The organism is Paucilactobacillus suebicus DSM 5007 = KCTC 3549, from assembly GCF_001434475.1.
GTDB lineage: Bacteria > Bacillota > Bacilli > Lactobacillales > Lactobacillaceae > Paucilactobacillus > Paucilactobacillus suebicus.
Window position 1 is genome coordinate 1 of record NZ_AZGF01000001.1, and the last position, 25,534, is coordinate 25,534.

Annotated in this window: 28 protein-coding genes; 4 read left to right on the forward strand and 24 right to left on the reverse strand. The window is 38.8% G+C overall.

Annotation, left to right across the window (positions count from 1 at the left end):
• Positions 1 to 520: 520 nt before the first annotated feature.
• The 3 genes from FD16_RS00005 to ccpA form a co-directional block, all read right to left on the reverse strand.
• Positions 521 to 1,258 (reverse strand): YebC/PmpR family DNA-binding transcriptional regulator, encoded by a 738-nt coding sequence (locus tag FD16_RS00005; RefSeq protein ID WP_010622755.1) that lies wholly within the window; start codon positions 1,256 to 1,258, stop codon positions 521 to 523.
• Between the two features lie 102 nt (positions 1,259 to 1,360).
• The gene (locus FD16_RS00010) at positions 1,361 to 2,170 is read right to left on the reverse strand and encodes a hypothetical protein (RefSeq protein WP_010622756.1); all 810 of its coding nucleotides are present in this window, start codon (positions 2,168 to 2,170) and stop codon (positions 1,361 to 1,363) included.
• Positions 2,171 to 2,190: 20 nt separating this feature from the next.
• Complete coding sequence (gene ccpA, locus FD16_RS00015) at positions 2,191 to 3,189, reverse strand: catabolite control protein A (protein WP_010622757.1); 999 nt, start codon at positions 3,187 to 3,189, stop codon at positions 2,191 to 2,193.
• A gap of 171 nt (positions 3,190 to 3,360) precedes the next feature.
• On the opposite strand from ccpA, the gene FD16_RS00020 reads away from it, so the two are divergent.
• Positions 3,361 to 4,458 carry a M24 family metallopeptidase gene (locus FD16_RS00020; RefSeq protein WP_010622758.1) on the forward strand — a complete coding sequence of 366 codons (1,098 nt, stop codon included), beginning with the start codon at positions 3,361 to 3,363 and terminating at the stop codon, positions 4,456 to 4,458.
• Between the two features lie 33 nt (positions 4,459 to 4,491).
• Here the strand turns inward: FD16_RS00020 and FD16_RS00025 are convergent, their stop codons facing one another.
• Entirely contained in the window at positions 4,492 to 4,905 is a 414-nt protein-coding gene (locus tag FD16_RS00025) for a YtxH domain-containing protein (protein ID WP_010622759.1), read from the reverse strand.
• A 31-nt stretch (positions 4,906 to 4,936) separates the two neighbouring features.
• The gene (locus FD16_RS00030; RefSeq protein ID WP_010622760.1) at positions 4,937 to 5,362 is read right to left on the reverse strand and encodes a DUF948 domain-containing protein; all 426 of its coding nucleotides are present in this window, start codon (positions 5,360 to 5,362) and stop codon (positions 4,937 to 4,939) included.
• A 152-nt stretch (positions 5,363 to 5,514) separates the two neighbouring features.
• On the opposite strand from FD16_RS00030, the gene FD16_RS00035 reads away from it, so the two are divergent.
• Positions 5,515 to 6,402: a mechanosensitive ion channel family protein gene (locus FD16_RS00035; RefSeq protein ID WP_010622761.1), complete on the forward strand. Its 888-nt coding sequence runs from the start codon at positions 5,515 to 5,517 to the stop codon at positions 6,400 to 6,402.
• Positions 6,403 to 6,452: 50 nt separating this feature from the next.
• Here FD16_RS00035 and FD16_RS00040 read toward each other — a convergent pair whose 3' ends face one another.
• From FD16_RS00040 to murI, 6 genes are all read right to left on the reverse strand, one after another.
• Entirely contained in the window at positions 6,453 to 7,604 is a 1,152-nt protein-coding gene (locus FD16_RS00040) for an N-acetyldiaminopimelate deacetylase (protein ID WP_010622762.1), read from the reverse strand.
• A gap of 13 nt (positions 7,605 to 7,617) precedes the next feature.
• Positions 7,618 to 8,328, reverse strand: coding sequence for a 2,3,4,5-tetrahydropyridine-2,6-dicarboxylate N-acetyltransferase (gene dapD / locus FD16_RS00045; protein ID WP_010622763.1), 711 nt, complete (start codon positions 8,326 to 8,328; stop codon positions 7,618 to 7,620).
• 4 nt (positions 8,329 to 8,332) lie between these two features.
• Entirely contained in the window at positions 8,333 to 8,824 is a 492-nt protein-coding gene (cbpB, locus tag FD16_RS00050) for a cyclic-di-AMP-binding protein CbpB (RefSeq protein ID WP_010622764.1), read from the reverse strand.
• Positions 8,825 to 8,923: 99 nt separating this feature from the next.
• Positions 8,924 to 9,451: a metallophosphoesterase gene (locus FD16_RS00055; RefSeq protein WP_010622765.1), complete on the reverse strand. Its 528-nt coding sequence runs from the start codon at positions 9,449 to 9,451 to the stop codon at positions 8,924 to 8,926.
• Positions 9,451 to 10,047: an XTP/dITP diphosphatase gene (locus FD16_RS00060; protein WP_010622766.1), complete on the reverse strand. Its 597-nt coding sequence runs from the start codon at positions 10,045 to 10,047 to the stop codon at positions 9,451 to 9,453. Before FD16_RS00060 ends, FD16_RS00055 begins: the two co-directional genes overlap by 1 nt.
• A 3-nt stretch (positions 10,048 to 10,050) precedes the next feature.
• Positions 10,051 to 10,851, reverse strand: coding sequence for a glutamate racemase (gene murI, locus FD16_RS00065; RefSeq protein WP_010622767.1), 801 nt, complete (start codon positions 10,849 to 10,851; stop codon positions 10,051 to 10,053).
• Positions 10,852 to 10,994: 143 nt separating this feature from the next.
• Between murI and FD16_RS00070 the strand changes: the two genes are divergently transcribed.
• Positions 10,995 to 11,498, forward strand: a complete 504-nt coding sequence (locus FD16_RS00070; RefSeq protein ID WP_010622768.1) for a DUF2507 domain-containing protein — start codon at positions 10,995 to 10,997, stop codon at positions 11,496 to 11,498.
• 74 nt (positions 11,499 to 11,572) lie between these two features.
• Here FD16_RS00070 and trxA read toward each other — a convergent pair whose 3' ends face one another.
• The 4 genes from trxA to zapA all read right to left on the reverse strand — a co-directional run bounded on the left by trxA (position 11,573) and on the right by zapA (position 15,161).
• Positions 11,573 to 11,884 (reverse strand): thioredoxin, encoded by a 312-nt coding sequence (gene trxA / locus FD16_RS00075; RefSeq protein WP_010622769.1) that lies wholly within the window; start codon positions 11,882 to 11,884, stop codon positions 11,573 to 11,575.
• Positions 11,885 to 11,979: 95 nt separating this feature from the next.
• Positions 11,980 to 14,352 (reverse strand): endonuclease MutS2, encoded by a 2,373-nt coding sequence (locus FD16_RS00080; RefSeq protein ID WP_010622770.1) that lies wholly within the window; start codon positions 14,350 to 14,352, stop codon positions 11,980 to 11,982.
• 19 nt (positions 14,353 to 14,371) lie between these two features.
• Entirely contained in the window at positions 14,372 to 14,905 is a 534-nt protein-coding gene (locus FD16_RS00085) for a CvpA family protein (protein WP_010622771.1), read from the reverse strand.
• A gap of 4 nt (positions 14,906 to 14,909) precedes the next feature.
• Positions 14,910 to 15,161: a cell division protein ZapA gene (gene zapA, locus FD16_RS00090; protein WP_010622772.1), complete on the reverse strand. Its 252-nt coding sequence runs from the start codon at positions 15,159 to 15,161 to the stop codon at positions 14,910 to 14,912.
• A 114-nt stretch (positions 15,162 to 15,275) separates the two neighbouring features.
• On the opposite strand from zapA, the gene rnhC reads away from it, so the two are divergent.
• Positions 15,276 to 16,205 carry a ribonuclease HIII gene (gene rnhC, locus FD16_RS00095; RefSeq protein ID WP_010622773.1) on the forward strand — a complete coding sequence of 310 codons (930 nt, stop codon included), beginning with the start codon at positions 15,276 to 15,278 and terminating at the stop codon, positions 16,203 to 16,205.
• 62 nt (positions 16,206 to 16,267) lie between these two features.
• Here the strand turns inward: rnhC and FD16_RS00100 are convergent, their stop codons facing one another.
• The 9 genes from FD16_RS00100 to tgt form a co-directional block, all read right to left on the reverse strand.
• Positions 16,268 to 16,564 (reverse strand): DUF1292 domain-containing protein, encoded by a 297-nt coding sequence (locus FD16_RS00100; protein ID WP_010622774.1) that lies wholly within the window; start codon positions 16,562 to 16,564, stop codon positions 16,268 to 16,270.
• 10 nt (positions 16,565 to 16,574) lie between these two features.
• Positions 16,575 to 17,012 carry a Holliday junction resolvase RuvX gene (gene ruvX, locus FD16_RS00105; RefSeq protein WP_010622775.1) on the reverse strand — a complete coding sequence of 146 codons (438 nt, stop codon included), beginning with the start codon at positions 17,010 to 17,012 and terminating at the stop codon, positions 16,575 to 16,577.
• A 3-nt stretch (positions 17,013 to 17,015) separates the two neighbouring features.
• The gene (locus FD16_RS00110; RefSeq protein ID WP_010622776.1) at positions 17,016 to 17,273 is read right to left on the reverse strand and encodes an IreB family regulatory phosphoprotein; all 258 of its coding nucleotides are present in this window, start codon (positions 17,271 to 17,273) and stop codon (positions 17,016 to 17,018) included.
• A 128-nt stretch (positions 17,274 to 17,401) separates the two neighbouring features.
• Entirely contained in the window at positions 17,402 to 20,044 is a 2,643-nt protein-coding gene (gene alaS / locus FD16_RS00115) for an alanine--tRNA ligase (RefSeq protein ID WP_010622777.1), read from the reverse strand.
• A 270-nt stretch (positions 20,045 to 20,314) separates the two neighbouring features.
• Positions 20,315 to 21,667 (reverse strand): DEAD/DEAH box helicase, encoded by a 1,353-nt coding sequence (locus FD16_RS00120; RefSeq protein ID WP_010622778.1) that lies wholly within the window; start codon positions 21,665 to 21,667, stop codon positions 20,315 to 20,317.
• A complete protein-coding gene (locus FD16_RS00125) occupies positions 21,667 to 22,626 on the reverse strand; it encodes a DHH family phosphoesterase (protein WP_010622779.1) in 960 nt (319 codons plus the stop codon). The genes FD16_RS00120 and FD16_RS00125 overlap by 1 nt, the downstream gene beginning before the upstream one ends.
• A gap of 92 nt (positions 22,627 to 22,718) precedes the next feature.
• Positions 22,719 to 23,840, reverse strand: a complete 1,122-nt coding sequence (dinB, locus tag FD16_RS00130) for a DNA polymerase IV (protein WP_010622780.1) — start codon at positions 23,838 to 23,840, stop codon at positions 22,719 to 22,721.
• A gap of 72 nt (positions 23,841 to 23,912) precedes the next feature.
• Positions 23,913 to 24,317, reverse strand: coding sequence for a preprotein translocase subunit YajC (gene yajC, locus FD16_RS00135; RefSeq protein ID WP_010622781.1), 405 nt, complete (start codon positions 24,315 to 24,317; stop codon positions 23,913 to 23,915).
• Between the two features lie 68 nt (positions 24,318 to 24,385).
• Entirely contained in the window at positions 24,386 to 25,528 is a 1,143-nt protein-coding gene (tgt, locus tag FD16_RS00140) for a tRNA guanosine(34) transglycosylase Tgt (RefSeq protein ID WP_010622782.1), read from the reverse strand.
• Positions 25,529 to 25,534: the final 6 nt, after the last annotated feature.

Sequence of the window (25,534 nt, forward strand, 5' to 3'; positions counted from 1 at the left end):
GTTCAGTTTTCAAAGGTCTACCATGTCGCTCAATCACACGAGCAACGTTGATAATAATACTAAATACTAATTAACTTGTCAATAAGTATTTTTAAATTATTATGTTTCTAAACGTTGACGTATCAGTAATTGACAACAGTAAAAATATTACCAATATCGATAATGATTGTCAACATTTTTTTCAAGATAAATGAATTAAATTAGTTTTGGTATACATATCGTTATATATAATCTAATACCTAATTTCGCACTTCAACCATCTCGCGTCTTATCCTTATTGACTATTCACACGTTAATACGAATTTGCTTCACACATAAACGTTTTTAAATAGTGTCAAACCAACAAACGTCAAATTAGAGTTTTACAAGTAATCATTAATAGACCAATACACTATTTGTATTAATAATTTTAACTTAATTTTCATATATAAATCGATAAATACAAAAAAGAGATGGGTAATTATTACTTCCATCTCTTTTAAAGTATTAAAAAGTTATTTTGTAAAGCACCAAAACAAATCTATTCTTCCGATTCAGGTAACTCTCCTGCTTCATAAACATCAGAAACATCATCATTTGATTCTAATTCGTCAATCAAATGTTGATACTGAGACGCTTTATCTTCAGGCACCTTTGTGGTGTTTTCTGGAATCATTGTTAATTCAGCTGTATCCAGCTCATATCCCTTATCCTGCAATGCATCACGAACGCTTGCAAGATCACTAGGATCAGTAAAGATTTCAAAAGCACCATCTTCGGTATTCATGTCTTCAGCGCCTGCATCCAGCGCATCCATCAGCATTGTGTCCTCATCAGTATCAAGATCTTCTCTAAGAACAACAATATACCCACGACGATTAAACATATATGACACTGAGCCAGTCGCACCAAGCGATCCACCAGAATGTGTAAAAGCTGATCTCACAGCAGCAGCGGTCCGGTTCTTGTTGTCTGTTAGAGCTGAAACCATAACAGCAATTCCACCAGGTCCATATCCTTCGTATGTTATTTCGTCAAACTTGGCACCACCGGCACCCGTTGCCTTGTCAATAGCCCGTTGAACGTTGTCTTTTGGCATATTAGCAGAGCGCGCTTTTTCCATCACCAGTCGAAGTTGAGGATTGTTTGCTGGATCAGGATCACCTGCTTTAGCGGCTTGATATAAGTCACGTGAAATTTTTTGAAAAATCTTGCCACGCTTGGCATCTTGGGCGTTCTTTCGTCCTTGAATGTTATGCCATTTTGAATGTCCTGACATAGTAACTCCTCTTTTCTATATTTTTTCAAGTAAAACACATGCACGAAAATTGTAGCAAAATAGCTTTACAATTTCAAGATTTATTAATCAACTTCTTCGCGCTTATTTCTTAAACAAACGTGAAACAACTAGTAGTACAGCTCCAACAATGATAAACCCTAAACCATAAACCAATCCATTACCAAATATACTATTCGGTAGATCAGGTGATAGTGAGGATAGGGAACTTTGTGAACTCAGGATATCACTTCCAGTAACAGTGGCTACTTTCAGAAATAGTAAACTAAAAACACCGCCGATTAAACTAATCCATCCTAGACCTTGTAACAGAAAACGACGAATTAGTGCATAAATTGCCATGATCACTAATAAAATACCACTACCAGCCCATAAAACAGACAAGATTGTCTTAGCACTAGCCAATTCTCCCTCGAGATTAGTTAGTTCACTCGTATTCATTTGTTGATTAATAATCGAATTGAGACCGCTTTGCAACTCAGATTTCAGTGAACTAGACAAACCTGTACCAGAATATCCAACATCACTTAGTTTGTCGTTAACAAGCTTGTCAACACGATTGTAAACAGGCGTAAAATCTATACTGATTTCACGATCTGCGTATACATCCCCCACAGCATTCTCAATTAACTCGTTAGCAATTTTTTTAGTCATGATCTTTTCATCAAGACCATATTGCGATGCACTATTATTAACATCTGTAACAATTTCAGTGCCAATATCTGACTTTGCAATTTGCTTTGCTACGAATTTTTCATTCATCACCGTTTGATTTGCAACGCTTGCTAGCAAAAATATTGTCAGCAAAATAATCCCAATAAAGTTAAACAAACGATGATGTCTTGCAGGCTGCGATACCTGCTTTGTTTGATGTAGGCTCTCTCTTGATTGCAACTGTTTATCTACCTCGCCTATTACTTAGTTGAATCTCGTTTAATTAACCCATAAGGTAAAATAATATTGCGCTCATCAACTTCTTCACTATTCATTAATTTAGTTAACAAACGCATCGAAACAGCACCAATATCATATAAAGGTTGTGTAACTGAGGACATCTTGGGACGTGTTATCTCTGTGTACTTAGTATCATTAGTGGTTGTAACTTCAAAATCACTTGGTACCTTAACTCCTCGATCAGTCAATCCGTTAAGCAGTCCAGCAGCCAATTCATCATCACCAACAAAAGCAGCTGTGACATCTGAATCCTTTAAACTTGCGGCTAAATCATAGCCGGCCTTATATGAGCCATTCGTTTCAAATACAAGTTCTTCATCATAAGTCTGGTTGGCATCTTCGACAGCTTGTTTGTATCCAGACACACGGTACTCTCCATTGATTGCCTGGGACAATGGACCAGTCACAAGTGCAACCTTTTGACCACGATTTAGTAGGTTTGAAACTGCCTCCTTAGTGGCTGCAACGTAATCGATGCTAACACTTGGTAAATTATCAGAAATCCCCATCGATCCAGCAACTACCACCGGCATCTGTGCACGCTTAAACTCGTTTTTAATATCATCCCCAATTTTATTACCCATGAAGATAATACCATCAACTTGCTTTGCTAAAAGTGTATTGACCACTTGTAGTTCTTTACTACCGTTTTCATCCGAATTAGCAAGAATAATATTGTATTTGTACATCGAAGCAATATCATCAATACCAAGAGCTAACTGAGCAAAAAAAGCATTCGTAACATCCGGGATAATAACCCCAACCGTTGTTGTCTTTTTACTTGCTAGCCCACGTGCGACTGCGTTTGGACGGTAATCAAGACGTTCGATTACTTCAAGAACTTTTTTACGAGTAGCAGGTTTAACGTTGGGATTACCATTAACAACCCGCGAAACTGTCGCCATTGAAACGGCTGCTTCCCTAGCCACATCATAAATTGTAACTGTTTGTTTTTCCATTTTGATTAAGCCCTTTCTTTATTGATCTAATCAGTTTTCATTTTCTTTCATAACTCAAACAATATAGCAGATAAATGAAAATATTTCAATCCGTTTTCACTAATTTTCGTGAAAATGAAATATTTTATTTATGCTACAATAGAAAAGATTAAATTTAAAGGAGCGAGATACATGACACAATTAGAAAAAGTGCAACAAACAGTTGCTGACCTGAATCTGGACGTCGCTTATCTCAGCGATCCAATGACAATCAACTACCTCACCGGATTTGGTAGTGACCCAATCGAACGGGTTTTAGCCTTATTAGTTTTTCCTGACCACGATCCATTCATTTTTGCACCTGCTCTAGAAGTTGAAGCAATTAAAGATACGGGATGGAAATACCCTGTTTACGGCTATCTTGATCATGAAAAACCATTTGATATCATTACAACTCAAATTAAAAAACGTAATCCAAACCCCAAAAATTGGGGAATAGAGCAATCTCAATTGACGGTTGATCGTTTACACTCACTGACTGACCAATTTCCAAAGGCAGATTTCAGTCGTGATTTAACACCCAATATCCAACAACTAAGGTTAATCAAAACCGAAGACGAAATTAAAAAATTGGACGAAGCTGGTAAATGGGCTGATTTTGCTTTTAAAGTTGGCTTTGAAGCTGTCAAAGTTGGCCAATCAGAACAACAAATTGCTGCCACCCTTGAATATGCATTAAAGCAACACGGAATTATGCAAATGAGTTTTGAAACTCTCGTCCAAGCGGGAGCTCATGCTGCAGAACCACACGGTGCAACATCTGTTAACAAAGTTAATGGAGACGAGCTAGTATTATTTGACCTTGGAACTGTCTATGAAGGTTACATTAGCGATGCATCTCGCACAATTGCAGTTGGCAAACTGAATGAAAAGCAACAGGATATTTATAACGTCTGCCTAGAAGCACAATTAACTGCCCAAGCTGCTGCTAAACCCGGAATTACTGCTGCACAACTTGATAAAGTGGCGCGAGACATCATTGATAAGGCCGGTTATGGCGAATACTTTATCCATCGTCTTGGACATGGTATGGGTATGAGCGAACATGAATTTCCTTCAATCATGGAGGGCAACGACTTAGTGCTCGAACCAGGAATGTGTTTTTCAATTGAACCAGGCATATATATACCTGGCGTGGCCGGTGTTCGAATAGAAGATTGTGTTCACATAACTGACAATGGCTGCCTACCATTCACACATACTTCAAAAGATTTAACATTTATCGGATAAAATAAAAAAGCACCCGTGGGGGTGTTTTTTTATTTACTCTTTATTTTCGTTTTCAGAATCGTCATCCTCAGTTTTATCAATGACAATATCATCATTGCTATCACCAGTGTGACCAGCAGACGCAAGCTGTTCGCGAATTGATTGAGTCTGCTCATCAAAGTTATCATTGTTAAAACGAGAAATTGCTTCATCTTTTTTCTCGCCGATTTTTTCGCCGGTTTCTTGAACTTTTGATTGAATACTTTCTTTGTATTCATCAGCATTATCAAACAAATCTTCTGCACTGTCTTCAGCTAACATCATGTAGTCAATTGCATTATCCCTAAGATCCTCTAAAGTATCCTTAGCAGTTTGACGCAGTTGTTCTTTTCTACCTTCCGACAGTGTGCGATATGCCGCATATGCGATGGTCGATCCAATAAATAATCCAGCCAATGTTTTTTTCATTGTACTTTGTCCTCCTTAAAGTAAATGTGGACTAAATTTCACTCTTCTTTGCTTTTTTGGCACGATGATGCTTCCAAATGCTTTCAACAACCGTCTTACCAACCGTGGCCGCAATCCCAGTGCCCGCAGTTTTCTTACCACTAGACTTAAATCTGTCAGTAACTTTATGGGTAGCATCATTCAACTCTGAAACGCTGGTTCCTAAATCAGCTACAGCTTGGAACGCCGGGTCAACAGTTGCTACTTTTTTATTAACATCTTCTAGTAATTCGTTAGCATTACTTAAAATTACTTCGACTTCCTTGCTTAACGCGTCTGCGTCACTTGTAAGAACCGCCACACTACTCTTGGTTTCCTTAAGCGTGGCACTTAATCGAACTAAAAATACACCGATAAAAAGCACTAACACAAAAAAGGCAATTGCGGCAATTAACCCTGCCAGTTGTCCCATTGTCATGTATGTTCCCTCCTTAAAAATCATGTATTTGTATGGTTAAGCATATCACGTTACAAATTTCACCGCAATTAAATATAAAATGCTGTAAGATATCATATAGGAAGAATAACTAAATCAAAAAATGACCACATTAAAAACGGAGGTTCGTTGTTTTGAACGACTTATTTTTAACATCGTTAAATTCTAGCATTACAAAACAAACTAACAGTTTTACATCATCAATAACTAGTATCAGATGGCAAACAATTGGTGAACATTTGTTAAGCAAAATTCTTATTATTATTGGCATCACGATCGCTTTTTTTATCATACTATTGATCGGTCGCCTACTAATCAACCGTACTTTTAAACGCTATCTGGCGAAAACTATGCTAACTACAAATCGGACAAATACAATCAGATCGCTCACCCTGAATATTTTCCGATATACATGTTTTTTCTTCTACCTGTATGCACTTTTATCAGTAATCGGCGTGCCCGTCGGAACTTTAATCGCCGGTGCAGGAATCTTTAGTATCGCGTTAGGACTTGGTGCTCAAGGATTCGTTAGTGATGTAGTAACAGGATTTTTTATTTTACTGGAACAACAAATTGACGTTGGCGATGTAATTCAAATTGGTACAATCAAGGGAACTGTCACTGCGCTGGGTATTCGGACAACTCAAGTAACCAGTTCTGACGGAACACTTAACTTTATTCCCAACCACAATATTACAATTGTTAGTAACTTTTCACGTAATAACATGCGAGTGCAGATCGACATCAGAATTGATTCAAAAGCACCACTTCAAGAAATCAACGAAACAGTTGAACAAGTTAACGAACAATTAATTGACAAATATCCAGAAGTTAAGAGTGAGCCAGAAATTGTTGGTACAACCATGAATGAAAACAATCAATTAGTATTCAGAATCACAATGACAGCTGCTAGCGGTACTCAAGAAACCGTCAGGAGTGGCTATCTAGCGGCGTACTTGAATGAATTAAGAAATAAAAATATTACGTTGATGCAATCAATCAATAAAAATCAAGATCAGTAATCAAAAAATCCGCCTCCACAAGAGCATAAGCTCAGTGAAGGTGGATTTTTTTATTTAATGGTTGTAAATCGATGCGTTAAATATCCTGTAATAGCTTCAACTCCTGGTTCAATTGCATCAGTGTTGGGAGCCATCCGTTCACTATGAAGTGAGTAAGGACTATCAACACCTAACCAAAACATAGTACCTGGAATTTTGGAAATTAAATAACCAAAATCCTCACCTGTCATTGCTGGCTTTGTTTCAATGAAATTAACACCTTCAGCGTGACTCATATAATCAATAAAATCAGCTGTAATTTCTTGATTATTTTCCACTGGCAAATAACCACCTTGGTGTAAATTTAAATCGACTTGACAACCATACGTCAAGGCAACCCCTTCAGCAATACTTCTAACACGTTTTTGCATCAACGCATTATTTTCTTGGGTCAATGCCCTGATTGTTCCATCAATGTGAGCGTGCCCCGCAATCACATTACCGGTTTCTCCAGCGTTCAAATGTCCGAGTGTCACGACGCCACCCTGAATTGGATCAACGCTACGACTAACAACTGTTTGAATTTGCATTACGAATGCACTAGCGGCAACAACCATATCGTTAGCGTTATGTGGATATGCTGCATGACCACTCTTGCCGTAGAAATCAGCATGAATTTCACAAGTTCCGGCAAATAGTGTCCCGTTCAAACAACCAATTGTACCAGCAGGTAACTGTGGATTGTCATGAAACGCATAAATTTCATCTGGCATCCATTCATCTAGTGCTCCACTTTGGTACAACTGCATTCCACCACTATGGTTTTCTTCCGAAGGTTGAAAAATGAATACCAAATCGTAATCAGGTTGATGAGTGGCAAAATAGCTCAAAACACCCAACGCAACCGTCATGTGAATATCATGTCCACATGCATGCATTTTACCCTCATTTTTGGACTTATAAGGTAATCCAGTTTCTTCAGTAACTGGTAACGCATCAATATCCGTACGATACCCAATTCTTTTGCTGTGATCATGACCATTTACCTTTACCAACAAAGCAGTCGGCAATTTTTCGACATTTTTAACTGTCAAAAATTCTTGTGGCATTTTTGCAACAACTTCACTTAAATACTCATGAGTTTGATACTCCTCGAGTCCAAGCTCAGGATACTGGTGAAGATGACGGTAAATTGATAATAAATTGTCTTTTGACAACGTCATTTTTTCACCACTCCTATAGTTTGCGAAGTTCATCCATTAATTCAGTTTTACTCTTAGTTTTGTCATCGATATCCTTAATTTTACGAGCTGGAACCCCCGCAACAACAGTGTTTGCAGCAACATCTTTGGTGACAACAGCGCCGGCACCAACCACAGCACCCTTGCCGACATGTACTCCTTCAAGCACAACACAGTTAGCGCCAATCAAAACATCATCTTCAACAATGACCGGTGTTGCCGAAGGTGGTTCGACCACCCCTGCTAACACCGTACCAGCGCCGATATGACAGTTTTTACCAACAATTGCACGACCACCTAAAACAGCACCCATATCAATCATTGTTCCATCACCAATTTCAGCACCGATATTAATTTGAGCTCCCATCATGACAACAGCATTATCGCCAATAAGAACTTGTTCGCGAATCACAGCACCCGGTTCGATTCGCGCATTAATTTCTTTCATATCAAGCAATGGCACACCAGAATTCCGACGATCGTTTTCAATTTCGTAATCGTCAATTTGACCCTTGTGGTCTTCTAAGAACGGCTTAACATCCTTCCAATCACCAAAGATTACACCACTCTGATCATTAACAAATGGCCGAATGGCAGCCGGAAACTTAATGTCTCCTAATTTACCACGCAGGTATACCTTAACGGGTGTCTTTTTTTCTGAATTACCGATGTAGTCGATGATCGCTTGGGCATCTAATTTAGCCATACTTTTACTCCCTCTCAGTTATCATTTTAGAATCTTTGCTTATAATATCATATTCCTCGTCCATATCATGAACAAGGTGGTTAATAGCTTTAAATAGTTCTCTTCTTGTAACTATACCAGTAAAATCGCCATTTTCTGCAACCACTGGTAAGAATGGTTGATCAGTTAGCAAATGCAAATCCTGCTCGACATCGTATGGATCCGCTATGGTTGGTGCATCTGTCTGCATAACGTCAGCAACCTTAATACTTTTTAATTTTTCAACATCGATTGACTCTGTTTCAAACATCTGTTCTGTAATCATTGGTAGTGACAACAGGCCACGATATTTTCCGTCATTATTTAAAACAACAATTTTGGCATACTTAATCTTTGTTAATACCAAAAATGCGTGATACAAATTGTTCGATTCTAGAACATTGGCCACTACTGCTGCCGGAATCAAAAATTTTTCTTGATTCTCTGTCAACATTCCTTTAATCGCTGAGTTAATCATTGAGAACTCTCCCTTCGATAACTCTATTGTAGCTAAATCATCGTCAGATGAATACTAAAATCATCGTATTAATATAACTTTTAACTTTGCCACCAATTATCAGTTCTTTAGACGTTTAAAATTAAATTTTAATTCACTAATTGGTCTCATGACACGATCGTAATATTGCACCGAAAAATTATTAGTATCAACAGTCACAATGCAAAACGTCCCGCCAATTGATGCGTACTCGCCTCTTGGCAGACTAATACTGCCAGGATTAACAAATAAAATGCCCTCATGTTCTGTAACTGCTAACCTATGCGTATGGCCAAATGCTACAATATCAGCCTGCTTTTCCTGTGCCAATAGCGACAGATTGTTCATCGTAAAATTAACATTTTGTAAGTGACCATGTGTAACCAACACTTTGACATCGTTGATCTCACGTTCCTGCATTTCAGGAAAATGTTGACCATAGTCATTGTTTCCCTGAACACTTGGCATGATTTTAAATAGTGGATCATCTGTCGCCATTTCAGAGTCGCCACAGTGAACCATTAAATCAACTTGCTCATTGTAATGTGCAACGATATCTTCGATAATTGTGCGATCTCCATGGTTATCACTGACAACCAGTAATTTCATTAAGCATTCCACCAACTTTCAAAATTAATCATCAGTTGGCGCATGGCTCGGCCACGATGGCTAATCGCATTCTTTTGTTGGTCAGTCAATTCAGCCATGGAACTTTCTGTTTCTGGAACGTAAAAAACTGGATCATAACCAAAGCCATTTTCACCATGTCGTTCCATTAAAATGCGACCACTGACATTACCATCTGCGACTAATTTACTACCGTTTGGTTTCAACGCCACAAGGGTTGTATGAAAGTGTGCCGTCCTTTTAGAATCAGGCACACCACGCATGTTAGTCAGTAACTTATCAATATTAGCTTCGTCATCGTGATCGCCTGCATATCTGGCAGAATGAACTCCCGGTTCTCCATCCAACGCATCAACTACTAGCCCTGAATCATCAGCAACCACAGGCAATTTGGTGGCATTAACAACGGCTTGTGTTTTAATCAGGGCATTTTGCTCAAATGTTGTCCCATTTTCATTAATGTCAAATGGTATATCAAAATCAGCAAGTGTCTTAACGGTAATATTCCATGGCTCAAATAGTTCACGATATTCGCGAGCTTTATTCTGATTATTAGTTGCAACGACAATCGTATCCATTATTTAATCACCTAATTTAATATTTGAAACATCAAGCATGTCATTTTCAAGCCATTTGCTAGCAACCGCACGAAAATCATTAGGATTGCCAGTTGTGAAATAAACTGTTTTTGATGTATTTGCGTCAGATTCAGCATTTAAATCTATTAATTTACTTTTAACATACTCAGCTGTTGCTGCACCCGCATCAATCATTGGTATATCATAGTCAAGTGACCGCTTAATTTCATTTGCCAATAGTGGGAAATGAGTACAGCCAAGAATGAGAGCATCCACTCGGTGTTGATTGAAATATTGCATTTTCTGGGTAATCACCGACTGAGAATGTTCCGTGCCCATTTGATTTTTTTCAACCAAGGTGACAAACTCTTGCGTTGCTAATCCAATGACGTTAACACTTGAATCAAGATCGTTAATCTGGCGACTATACGCCTTACTTTCAATCGTCTTATTAGTTCCAATAACACCAATTGTTTGATGATGTTCTAACTTTAAAGCTGCATGACTACCAGGACTGATTACACCAATTACTGGAATTGGTAATTGTGCACGCAAATAATCAAGTGCAGCTGCGGTCGCAGTATTGCAAGCAATAATCATTAGTTTAATATCGTAGGTCTGTAAAAAATGAGCGATTTGCAGGCTAAATTGTTGTATTTCTTCTGTTGAGCGCGTGCCATAAGGCAACCGTGCCTGATCTCCCACAAATACAATGGATTCATTTGGCAGTTCCTTTTGAAGTACTTTAACAACCGTTAAACCGCCAATTCCTGAGTCCATTACGCCAATCGGACGTTTATCCATTCTTAATGTCCCCTCTCGAAAAATCTCTGAAACTTAATTATTACGTTCTATTCATTTTTTTTCAAGCAAAATCATCTAATTTAATCTTTAACGTTTGAAAATTACCTGTATAATAGTGATTGATAAAATAAAGGGGTGCACTTATGTCTGAACCATCATATGCAAAATTACTACACAGTAACGCTGGTCTTCCACTGGAAGTGCTTAGAGATATTTTAATTCCAGCCATCCTGGGAAAAGAAACAGATGGTATTTTATACTGGGCCGGCAAAGATTTAGCCCGCCAATTTCCTGTTGAGACTGAAGATGATGTCAGCACCATTTTTAGTCAACTAGGATTTGGTGATATCAAGCTGCAAAAGAAAAATAAAAAGCAACAGGTATGGATAATGTCAGGAGGTTTAGTCACAGACCGCCTAGCACTGGACAAAAACAACTTCACCTTAGAAGCTGGCTTTTTAGCACAACAGATCGAGCTACAAACAAATGCTACATCTGAGGCGCAAATTACGGAAAAGAAGAAAAATAGCGTTGAAATACTAGTTCAACACAACTTAAAAGATACTTTAACTGATATTGAACCTACAAAATACATCACAGTAGAAAACAGTACTGAAGAGTCTGATAGTGATGATCATGACAAATAAATAACAAAAGAAGTACCCAACAACAATTCAACTCTGAATTCTTATTGGGTACTTTTAATTAAGTCTATTTTATTTTACAAGTATTGGTCTAAAATCTTTTGTAATTGTTCTTTAGAGTGATACCCCACGATAGAATCAACAACCTCACCGTCTTTTTTTACAAGTAGAGTAGGAATACTCATAATACCAAATTGCTGTGCGGTGTTAGGATTTTGGTCAACATCCATCTTATTAAATGTAACGTTGTCCATTTCCTGAGACAATTGTTCTACAACAGGAGACTGCATCCGACAAGGACCACACCATGTTGCCCAAAAATCAGTTAATGTTACACCTTTTGCTGTATCGTTTTCAAAAGTTTGATCTGTAGTCACTGCGACTGCCATATCAAGTACCCCCTTATTAATGATTGTAACCAGTGTACCAAATGTTAATCAAAATACAAACATTTTTGCTTACTAAAAATCAGCTAACTTACAAATTATAAGAAAACAATCGTTGCACCATCACCACCAGCATTAGGTGCAGCGTATTCAAATGATTTAACCCGTGGATTACTTTGCAAGTACTCATGGGTACCCTTGCGCAATGCGCCGGTACCTTTACCATGAATAATCGTCACTGATGGCAGATTATTCAAAATGGCATGGTCAATAAACTGTTCTACTTCATTCATAGCCGCCTCATAGCGATGTCCTCGTAAATCAAGTCTAGCTGACGTTTGCCGTGTTTGTTGTGTCCGAACCATTGGTCGTTTAGGCTGCTTAGCCTCTTGTTCCGAAATGTTTTTTCGATCCGTTCTTTCCAAATCGGACTCGTTAACTTTCATTTTCAAAATACCAAGCTGAACTTCCCAGTCATCCTTACCCATTTTCCGGGTTAATTCTCCATATTGCCCATATGATTTAACTAGTACGGCATCCCCAACTTTTAGATCATGTTTACGTTTTTCACGCTGTAAGACTTTATTCTTTTTCAGTTTAGGATCGTTCATGTGCAAAGCATTCAACTGTCCCTTTGCATCAATTAATTGATTTTCTTTAACGTTAGCACCCTGTTGTCTTTCTAACTGACGCAAATGACTAATAATCTGATCCGCTTTTTGTCGTGCTTGTGCAACCTCATGATTGGCTTGCACTCTGGCTTGATCTTGCATTTGATCGCGATTAGCCTCAAACTGGTCTAGCTTTTGTCTCAATTCTGTTTGCAAATCTGTTGCATCGGCCACCTGATGTTCCAATTCCAGTTCATGCTCATGAGCCTTTTTACGTTGCTCGACCAAATCACCGATCATCTTATTTAGATCCTGTGAATCATCATCCGTTAATGATCGAGCCTCACTAATGATCTCTGAACTAATACCAAGACGTTGTGCAATTTCAAACGCATTTGAACGCCCTGGAATTCCCAATAACAAACGATAAGTCGGCTGCAATGTTTCTTGATCAAACTCCATGCTAGCATTAATTGTTTGATCACGATCGTAGCCATAAACTTTAAGCTCTGGGTAATGAGTGGTGACCATTACGTAACTATTTTTCACACCAATTGCATCAAGAATCGACATGGCTAGCGCAGCTCCTTCCTTCGGATCAGTACCGGCGCCCAATTCGTCAAGTAATACCAAGCTACGACTGTCTATGTGATCAAGAATTGATTTGACATTTTCCATGTGGCCAGAAAAAGTACTGAGATTTTGTTCCAGTGACTGTTCATCGCCAATATCAGCAAAAATATCACCAAATACGCCGATTGAACTTTCTTCTTCTGTTGGGATATATAAACCAGATTGACCCATTAATTGAATTAGACCAATTGTTTTAAGCGTAATGGTTTTCCCACCGGTATTTGGTCCAGTGATAATAATTGCTTTGTATGCATCGCCAATTTCGATATCATTAGCAACCATTTTTTTAGGATCAATCAACGGGTGGCGTGCACGCTTTAAATTAACATGATTTTGCTCACTTACGATTGGTTTAGTAGCATTCATCTCGTGAGCAATTGCTGCTTTCGCATTTAGAAAATCCAAGTGGCCCAAGATTGTCTCATTGTGTGCAATCTCAATTCTGTACGGTGCTAAAGTTGAAGATAATTCGGCTAAAATACGACGTTCCTCGTGACGTTCATCAATTTGTGCTTCTCTAAGTCGATTATTTAATTCCATTACTGCTTGTGGTTCAATAAATAGGGTTAAGCCACTTTGACTTTGATCATGAACGACACCGCCAAAATGATTACGATAGTTTGCCTGAACAGGTAAAACATAGCGATCATTACGCATGGTGACAATTGAATCACTTAAATACTTAGACTCCTTGCCACGAGTATAATTTTCCATTCTCTGCCGAATTAGCGCTTCAGTCTGTGTTATCTTTTCACGCAATCCATGCAATTTTGTCGATGCTTCGTCCTTTAAACGGCCATCATCCTCCACAGATGATACTAGCTGCTTTGTAATCGATGGGATAGTGACCAATTCATCAACATAATGTTCTACTGCCTTAATATCAATTTCTTGTTGCCGTAGTTTTTCGAAAAAATCCTTAGTACTAGCAGACGCCCGAAGTACGCGAGCAATTTGTGCTAGTTCGGTCCCATTTAAAGTCGCCTTAATCTTCAACCGTTTAAGTTGTTCAGATATATCACTCAATTGTGGAATTGGCATACCACCATTCAAACGCAATATTTCAACACTAGCCGTTGTCTCCCCTAGCAGTTCGTTAACGGTCTCATAATCAGATGCTGGAGTGAGTGATGCCAATTCTTTTTTTCCAGCAGCAGAAACCAAATATGGAGCAATTTGGTCTTTAATTCTGTCGAACTCCATTGTTTCTAAAATTTTTTTATTCATTATCAATTTCCTTTATACATTAGTGACCTGCAAGCCAGTTGCCAATCATCTGAGTTAATAGTGGCGTGTTATTAATAATCCACTGTGCAACTACAGAATTTGTAATTTGATCTTGCCACCATTGATTTGGAATAATTTGAAAAACCGTCAACAAAAGAAAAATTGTGACATAAACTAATGCCAAACTAATTAATCCACCAGCAAATGCATTAGCTTGATGAATTACGGGTAGCTTAGTAATCAAATTAAATTTTCTAACGATGATGCGACAAATGGCCATAATCAATATAAAAATAACTAAAAAAGCGACACCATGGTAAAAAAATAAATTGCCATCCGTGCCTACACTAGTATTGTTGCCAGTTTGTTGATTTGAACTAATAATTGGAAAAATATTGGCCAAAAACGAGCCAACCGAAGTTGCAAAAATTTTGGCTCCAATAATTGCAATTAAATAGCTAACTAAGTTTAAAACCATGCGTAAAAGGCCACGACGAGAACCATAATGGTAACCTAAAATCAAACAAACGCCAATTAAAACTGTTACTACCATTTCATCATTCCTTCTGCTGTTTTTTCACATTATTTAATTCTTTTTGCTTATTAATTCGGTCAGAAACCGCATTAAACGCAAGCAAATTAGCACGTTGAAGCGGTGTTAAATCGGGATTATTATTTTTTAGAAAATGAAGCTGTTCATTTACTAACTGTTCAGCAGCACGTACTTGTTCAAGAGAACCCGGTCCGGCGATTGTGTACTCTTCATTATCAATTTTTATTTTGTATCGTTTTTTTTCGTTATCACTCATTGTGTGCCTCCTACAAAGACTATCTGTCATATTCTATCATTATCGTTTTTTAATTACTATCGTAAAGATTATGCTACACTTAGTACATCAAACTTAAAGGGTGTTTATTTACTTATGCAAGCTGTTATCAATGTTCCTACATCTCAACTAACCGTCTTAAAAAATGCTTATGAAGGCTACTTAAGTGGCGCACCAGCTGGCGCCGTCTTTAGAGCCAAAATCCATGGAACAACAATTACAGGTTACAGATCTGGAAAGGTTATGTTCCAAGGATCTAACATTGATTCGCAGCTAAATCGCTGGCAGTCAATTTCAGTAGTTTCAAGTTCGAAAAAATCGAGCAATCATCGTAAAGTCCCCGTCACAAGCTTGCCCACTGATTTTGAATCATGGTCGGTACTCGGTTCCGATGAAGTGGGTACAGGTAGTTATTTTGGCCCATTGACTGTGGCTGCCGTGTACGTGGATCAAAATCATTTAGAAAAAGTAAAAAGTCTTGGCGTTCAAGACTCCAAAAAATTAACTGATCCTGAAATTATCAAAATGGCCAAACAAATCTTAACATTTGCACCGTACCACGTTGTAAATTTGATGCCCGATAAGTACAACCAACTAATGAATCAGTACCATAATCAAGGGCAGTTAAAGGCCTTTTGCCACAATTTAGCACTACAAAAAGTCCTCCAAAAAATTAGCCCCACAATTCCTGACGGGATCCTAATTGACCAATTTGTAGCACCAAACACTTATTACCGCTACCTTAAGGGACAAAAAGTAATCGTTAAAGATGGTGTCTATTTCAAAACTAAAGGCGAACAGGCCCACCTATCAGTGGCAGCTGCGTCAATTGTCGCCAGGTATGTTTCATTGCAAGCTATGGATGAATTAACTCAAAACGCAGGCATCACATTACCAATTGGTGCAGGTAATGCTGTCGATCAAATCGCAGCAAAGTTGATTCACCGCGGTTTACCACTAGGAAATTTTGCCAAAATCCACTTTGGTAATACTGAAAAAGCAAAAGAAATTGCAGCTCAACTATAATTTAATTAAAAAGAGGACTCACGCCATTAATCCCGGTGTGAGTCCTCTTTTATTGGGTTTGGCTATGCGTCAAAGTTACCATCATCATCTAGGAACGTGTTTAATACTTCTTCAACCATATCCCATTCAGCATCGTCCTCGATTGGTTCTAGTTCTCCTTCACCCTTGCCATCTTCGTCATGGTAAGCATACGCTTGAATATCGACCTGATCATCGTTTTCGGCACTTGCAGGATACAACAATATATACGACTTGCCGAAGTCTTCAGAATCAAAAGTAAAAAGGACTTTGTAGAGTTCCTCATTACCTTGATCGTCAACTAATGTGATAAAATCATCGTTTTGTGCTTCTTCGCTCATATAAAATCCCTCACAATTCTTTTGTTAGTTTGCCATGTCGATCAAGATAATTTTGTAAGATCAAACTGGCTGCCAGCTTATCAATCACTTTTTTTCTTTTTTGACGTGAAGTATCAGCCTCTTCAACTAACATTCTTTGGGCTTCAACCGTAGTCAGCCGCTCATCCTGATAGTCAATCGGCAATCCAAATTTATCAATCAGTAAATCACCATAATGGTGCGATGCATCGACACGTGGGCCCTCAGTATTATTCATATTTTTGGGTAATCCTAAAACGAAGCCACTAACTTGATTTTTTTTAACAAGTTCAGATACCCGTGACAATCCAAATTCTTCATTTTCTTCATCAATCGGGATAATTTCAACGCCCTGCGCCGTCCAACCAAGCGGATCACTTAGCGCAACGCCAACCGTCTTTGAACCAACGTCTAAACCCATTAATCGCATTTACTACCCCTCGTTTGTCTTCAAATATGATCGTACTAATTCCTCGATAATTTCGTCACGTTCATGTTTCCGAATCAAATTACGCGCATCATTTAAACGCGGAATGTATGCTGGATCGCCGGAAAGAAGATAACCAACAATTTGGTTAATCGGATTATATCCCTTTTCCTCCAGTGCCTGATACACCGTATTCAATGTATCGTGAACATCCTTTTGATTCTTATCACTAAAATCAAAAAACATTGTTTTATCAGTCGCCAATTAGTACACCCCCAGTGTTACAACTATTCTCAGGTTAATTTTACTAGAACAACACAGAAAGTACAATCAATCTAGACTGATGTAATTGATTCGTAATAGTCACAATCTTTTCTTAAGTTAACTGTTTACTAATTCAGAAAATCAGCCGCCTGACTTAATGCATCCTCAATACCCGCTGGATTTTTACCACCTGCTTGGGCCAAGTTTGGTCGACCACCACCGCCACCGCCAATTGACGGAGCAATAGCTTTAATCAAATCTCCAGCTTTAATACCTTGTTTTACCTTTTCATCACTAACTGCCACAAGTAGGTTAGCTTTGCCATCCACAGCTGTCGCTATAACAAGAACATCCGATAATTGTTTGCTTCTCCAAGTATCAGCTAGCTGACGCAGTTGTTGCATTCCTGGAACCTTCACTTGCGCAGCAATTAAAGTACCTTTGCTTGTATCTAAAACATTACCAAACACGTCATTTGCTTGTTGAGAAGTTAACTTACCTTGCAGACTTTCGTTTTGTCTTTCAAGTTCCTTTATCTGTTCTTGAAGCAACTCAACTTTATGTGGAATTTCTTTTACTTGTGGTGCCTTTAAAATATCAGCAGTCTGTGCCAAAAGTTCTTCTTTTTCATGAAGCAGATCATATGCGTCACTAGCAGTAACTGCTTCAATTCGGCGCACCCCGGCGCCAACTCCACCTTCAGAAACAATTTTGAAGATTCCAATTTCGTTCGTGTTTGTTACGTGATCACCACCACAAAATTCAGTGTTAAAGTCGCCAATCTTAACCACACGAACTCGATCACCATACTTCTCGCTAAACAGCGCAATCGCACCCATTTCTTTGGCAGAATTAATATCAGTTTCCACTGTTTCAATTGGGATCTCACGCCAAATCTGTTCGTTAACCATCTGTTCGACCTTTTTTAAGTCTTCATCCGTAACCGAGCCAAAATGGTTAAAATCAAACCGCAGATAATGATCCTCAACAAGCGATCCAGCCTGTTGCGTGTGCCCCCCGAGAACATTTCTCAATGCTTGGTCGAGCAAGTGAGTTGCAGTATGATTTTTTTCGATTTTGAGATGTCGTGTCCGATCAACAACCAGTTTATAGCGAGCGCCCTTCTTCAATGGTTTAGACAACTCAACGGTGTGTAAGTTCTGACCATTTGGCGCATGTTGTACATCCGTTACTCGGCCGACTTTAGCACCGTGATTATCAATAATATCACCAGTATCCGCAACTTGGCCGCCCATTTCAGCGTAGAATGGTGTTTCACTAAAAATTACGGCACAAAGACCACCATCAGGTTCTGCCGTATCGACAATCTGATTATTCTGTGCAACAGCCAGCACTTTACCACCGTCAATCGACAACTGATTGTAACCGACATATTGGCTATCTTCCTTAAAGTCTGTCCATAGATCACTTTGAACACCCATCGACTTAGCAGAGCTGCGTGCCTGACGAGCACGATTTTGCTGCTTAGTCATTTCGGCTTCAAAACCAGCTTCATCAATTTCAATACCAGCATCTGCAGCATATTCCCGTGTAAGTTCAATTGGAAAACCATAGGTGTCGTATAGTTTGAATGCTGTTGCTCCATCAACTTCGCCGTGATTTGCTTTCTTCGTGTCATCAATTACTTGGTTTAAAAGGGCCAATCCATCGTTGAGCGTGGCATTAAAGCGGTCCTCTTCAGATTTAATAACTGAAGCAATATAGTCAGCGTTCTGCAACACTTCTGGATAATAAGATTGCATGATTTCTCCGACAGTTTTGACCATCTCATACAAGAATGCATGATTAATACCAAGCTTCTTACCGTTAACAACGGCTCTTCTAATCAAACGACGAATTACGTATCCACGACCAACGTTTGAAGGTAATGCACCATCCCCAATGGCAAAAGTAATTGCACGAATATGGTCAGCAATAACTTTAAAGGCCACATCATCTTCACTATTATCATTGTATTTTTTTCCATCGCTTAACTGTTCCGTTTGCCTGATCAGGGGTAAAAACAAATCAGTTTCAAAGTTGGTACGAGCATGCTGGAAAATCGAAACCATTCGTTCTAATCCCATCCCCGTATCAATATTTTTATGTGGCAGGGGTTCATAGGTATCTTCAGGAGTATGGTTATATTGAGAAAATACAATATTCCAAACTTCCAAGTAACGCTCGTTTTCACCACCAGGGTAATTTTCAGGATCATCCTCTGATAGGTTGTTCATTTCTTGACCACGATCATAAAAAATTTCTGAATCAGGACCTGAAGGACCTTGGCCGATATCCCAAAAATTATCTTCATCTTCATAAATATGATCGGCTTTTACACCTAATGACTCCCAAATTTTCCTAGTTTCCTTATCTTTTGGATAAACTGTAATATAAAGTTTTTCTGGATCAAGGCCAAACCACTCATCACTTGTTAGCAACTCCCAAGCCCAAGGAATCACTTCTTTTTTAAAGTAATCACCGACGGAAAAATTACCTAACATTTCAAATAACGTGTGATGTCGAGCGGTCTTACCAACATTTTCAATGTCGTTTGTTCTAATACTCTTTTGGGAACTAGTCAGTCGCGGATTTTCAGGGACCACTGATCCATCAAAATATTTTTTCATGGTAGCAACACCAGAATTTATCCAAAGCAATGTTGGATCATCTACCGGAACAAGTGATGCACTAGGTTCAATTTTATGTCCGTGTTGTGCAAAAAAATCTAAAAACATCTGTCGAATTTCACTACTAGATAGTTCTTTCATTCTTCTTACCTTTACTTTCCGTTTAAAATACAAAAACCACCATTGCTAGCAAAGACGCCCTGAAGCGCGGTACCACTTTGCTTGCAACGATGGATTTCGTTTACCACTTAATCTCGATAATGCTGAGTCGCATGTGTCCATTTACTTGCTGAGGAGCACTCCAAACCAACAGTCGTTTTTTTCACCATCCAAAACGTCTCTATAACCAGTTAGTTTTAAAGCATATCTCAGTTAAACCACAAATATTATAGTCGATACAGTCTTCATAAGTCAACGCGATGATTTTTTCTTGTTACGTTTAGCCTGTCGCACTTCGTGACGCTTTTCTAGTTTACGCTTCTGACGTTCCTGTTCTGAAATAGCACCTCGAATTTTTTTCTTGTAACCAGGCTTGACTTTTTTCTTTGTTTTTTTAACAAATCCCTTTAACGTTGGATCAAGTTCTGCTTGCTTCGCTTTGCGATGATCCCTACGATTTCGATTGTAGGTATCTGCAATTTCACCATTCTTAATTTCTTTTGGTTTAAAAGCAATGCCCATTTTTTCAAGTTCAGAAACCTGCTGATCGTTATCCGGTTCGTATAATGTGATTGCTGTTCCAGACATTTTATTGCGTCCCGTTCTGCCAACACGATGAATGAAAAATTCTAGGTCAGTTGGAATGTCATCGTTGATAACAAGTGATACTCCCTCAATATCAATTCCTCGCGCTGCCAAATCTGTTGCCACAACAAATTGAAAATCTAAATTATGGATTTGACGCATCACACGTTTTCTCTCACGTGGGGTCATTCCTCCGTGAATTTTAGCAACCTTGAGATTGTGCTTTAATAAATAATCGGTAATTTCGTCAACTCTAGTCTTAGTATTCGCAAACACTAACGCTAAATAGGGCTCGCCCATTGTCAACAGTTGGTAGATGATATGTTCTTTACTTTTCCCCTTAGTTGACAATAACCAGTTATCAATCGTTGGACTAATCACAGCAGATGAAGGAATTTCTTCAATCACTGGATTACTCATATACTTTTTCAAAAATGGTCTCAATTTTTCAGGAATTGTAGCTGAAAAGACCAGCATTTGCACATCTTCCGGGAGACTGCCGGCAATTTTATCAACTTGATCCAAGAATCCCATATCCAGAGTCATATCAGCTTCATCAATTACAAAGTGTTGTGCTTCATGAACATCCAGTGCCTGTTCCTTAATCAAATCCATAATTCTGCCCGGTGTTCCAATCACAATCTGTGGTTGTTGGCGTGAAAGTTGCTCAATTTGCCTTTTTTTATCCGTCCCGCCAACGTAGTTATGAACAATAATTAAATCATCTGAAAAACCAACAATTTGCTTTGTGGCATCATATATTTGGTACGCTAGTTCACGACTAGGCGTTGTAATAACAACCTGAACACTTTTTTTATAAAGTTGTAATCCATCAATCAACGGAAGTAAAAAAGCATGCGTTTTGCCACTACCGGTTTCAGATTGCCCAACCACGCTATTGTTCTTTCGAATAATTGGAATCAATTTTTCTTGCACTGGTGTTGGGGTGACAAATTGCAAATCTTCGAGTGCTTTGTTGATAAACGGCTGAAAGTTATAAGTTGTAAATTTCTCAGTCATCAATTTTCTCCCTTACTGCTATCCTTAGTTAATTGGTCTAATTCACTAATAATTTGGTTGATTTCAGCCTCATCTTTGGCCTTGGCACCACTTGCCAATGGATGACCACCACCATCATGAAGCTTAGCAACCTCGTTGATGGGATCAGTCTTAGAACGCAAGCGCACACGGTATGTGCCATCATCTTGTTGAACAAAAATCGCCCATAACTTAACGTCTTTAATTTTTCCTGGAATAGGAACAACTCCTGACGTTCCAGCTTCCTTCAAATCAAACTTGGCTAAAACATCCTTAGTCAGTTTTAAGTACGCTGCACCATGATCTAAAATTGTTAAATTTTCATACACGTACGCAGATAATCGAGCAACTGGAAGGCTCAGTTCGTTTTCATGCTGACCAATTGCCGCATTATCTGCACCCAAATCCATTAAGCCAGCAACAACACGCATTGTATGAGACGTTGTCGCTGGGTACAAATAACGACCTGTATCACCAATAATGCCCGCTAACAAAGCGTGGGCCGCATGCTTAGGTAATGTAAGTTCGTCACTGAATTTTTCATAAAAATCGTAAATTAATTCAGAAGAACTCGAGGCCTCGGGTTCTACCCACATGATGTCACCGAATGGTTCATCATTTGGATGGTGATCAATCTTAATCAGTTCTGCACCCTGATCAAAGCGGCGATCATCAATTCTAGGAGCATTAGCAGTATCGACAACAATGACCAATGCATCATCAAATTCCGCATTGTCTATTTCGTCCATTTCACCAATCCAGTCGAAACCTAGAATATGTTTTCCCACAACGTGGATTGTTTTATATGGAAATGAAGCCCTTAAAATTTCTGCCAGCCCAATTTGTGATCCAATTGCATCTGGATCAGGGCGTTGATGACGATGAATAATAATTTTTGAATATTTTTTTATTTGTTTAAAAATTTCGTCCATTTCGTTCATAATAAAGTGTCCCTTCTAGTATGGATCTTACGTAAACCGTTCCTTAGTATACAGGTTATGATCCTGACTTTCAAACGCTGAAAATCTCGTTATTAACTACGGTTCCATAATGGTAGTGTAATGTTTTCAAAAAGTAACGGATCAAGATTGGTAACCGTAATTCCAAGTAATCGGACCGAACTTTGTTCATGATTTAGTTCGTCCCTCAAAGAATTCGCAGCTCCAAATAATGTTTCAGCATTATTTTCAAAGTAATCAACTTGGGTCAATCGTTTAGTAATTGTCGTAAAATCCTGATAACGCACCTTCAAAACGACCGTTTTACCATGTTTTTGATTTCTTTTCAAAGTTTCTACAACTAACCCGGCCAAATAGCGTAATTGATTTGTTATTTCTTCATCACTGGTTAACGCCTTATTATAAGTACGTTCCTTGCCAATTGATTTACGATCGCGTTGATATTCGACAGGGCGGTCGTCAATCCCCCTCACTCGTCGATAAAGTGTGTAACCAAGTTTACCAAATGATTGCATTAATTCTGCTTCGCTTCGATCAAACAAATCCTGTCCGTTCATGATCCCTATATCATGCATTCTAGGAACCGTCTTTTTACCAACACCTCGAAACTTTTCAATTGTCAGTCGCATCAAAAATTCATGTACATCCGATGGATTAATAATAGTAACACCAACAGGTTTGCAGTAATCAGATGCTAATTTGGCCAAAAACTTGTTGTAAGAAATCCCGGTTGAGCACGTTAAATGAACTTTATCATATATTTCCGCTTGCATCTGATGAGCTAATTGAACGGTATTTTTAATTTTTGGCTTATTTTCTGTTACATCTAAATATGCCTCATCCAAAGCCACATATTCAATTTTATCGGTGTATTCATGAAAAATTTGATGAATCTGGTTAGAAATTTCACGATAATGAGGAAAATCAGGTGTTTTAAAAACTGCTTTGGGTGCTAATTTAAGCGCTTCTTGCGCACTCATCGCGGAATGCACACCAAATGCACGAGCCACGTAGTTAGCAGTTGTTACAACGCCATGACCACCATTTTTTCGTGGATCATGTGCAATTACTAATGCTTGGTCACGTAATTCAGGATGATCACGCATTTCAATGGACGCATAAAATGCATCCATATCGATATGAATAATATTTCTAGAAGCATCGACCTTTAATTGTTCGGTCAAGTAATCCACCATAATCATCCCCCTATCGTCAAAAAAACACAGCCCGATTTCAGTCAATGAAATCAACCTGTGTTTTTAATTTAATTACTTAGCTTCTTCGTCCTTTGATTCAGCATCATCGCTAGCTGCATCATCAGCACTTTCCTCAGAAAAATCATCAGCTGATTCACTTGTTTCTTCAGCAGATTCTGATTCAGCGACTGGAGTGGTAGTTGCTGGCTGGTTGGCATCAGGTCTAACAACTGATGCAATAGCACTTAAATCAAAAGTAAGGTAAATACCTTCACAGTCTAATGTAACTGTGCGTTTGGCTGAGTTAACTTCATCAACGACACCATGAAGACGACCAATTGTAATCACTTCATCGCCCTTTGATAACTGACTAACCATATCTTGGTGTTGCTTTCTTTGTCTCTGTTGAGGTCTGATCATCAAGAAATACATGATGGCAATCATACCTACAATAACAATAATTCCTGAGTAGTTCATCTACATTGACACCCTTTCAAATTTGCTAACTATAACTGTATCAAAAATCACACTAAATTGCCAATGGATTAGAAATTTCTGGCGTTTTCCTTGTTAAAGCCATATTTTTCAAATACCATCTCACGAAAATCGAGGACACGATCTTCCAAAATAGCTTCGCGCAAATCTTGCATCAAATGAATTAAGAAGTATAAGTTGTGGTAACTAGTAAGCCTTAATCCAAATGTTTCGTTCACATGAAGTAAATGACGAATATAAGCTCTACTGTAATTACGGCACGCGTAACAATTACATTCAGGATCGATCGGATTAAAATCATGTGCATATTCTGCATTTTTGACAACCAATCGTCCGTGAGAAGTCATACAAGTACCATTTCTTGCAATTCTAGTCGGTAAGACACAGTCAAACATGTCGATTCCGCGCATGACACCATCAATCAGTGAATCGGCAGTCCCAACTCCCATAAGATAACGGGGCTTATCCTCTGGTAGGAACGGTGTGGTCATCTCAAGAACCCGATTCATCTCTTCTTTTGATTCGCCAACAGACAAGCCACCTACGGAATATCCGGGAAAGTCCATGCTAACCAAATCGTGTGCACTTTGCTGACGAAGTTTCTTAAATCCAGCGCCCTGAACAATTCCGAACAAGCCCTGCCAGTCCGGATTCTGATGAGCCTTCAGTCCACGTTCCGCCCACCTACTAGTGCGCTCAACGGATGCTTTAATGTAATCGTACGTTTCAAAATACGGCGGGCACTCATCAAAGCTCATCATAATATCTGGACCGAGAGCATTTTCAATTTGAATGGCCTTTTCCGGCGACAAAAACATGGTAGATCCGCTAACTGGATCTCTAAACCGAACACCATCTTCCTTAATGTTACGATGCTCAGCCAGTGAAAAGACCTGGAAACCTCCTGAATCAGTCAAAATGCCCTTATCCCAATTCATAAATTTATGCAGTCCACCGGCTTCTTCTACCAATTTTTCCCCAGGTTGAAGCCACAAATGGTAGGTGTTGGCCAAAATAACACCGGCACCCATCTCATCAAGTTCCTCTGGAGCAATACTTTTGACAGTTGCTTGCGTGCCAACCGGCATAAACATGGGTGTCTTGAAGGTTCCGTGCGGTGTAATCAATTCACCCGCACGAGCACCAGTATGCTTGTCCTTCTTGATTAAACGATATTTTACTGCTGGTTCCATACATTC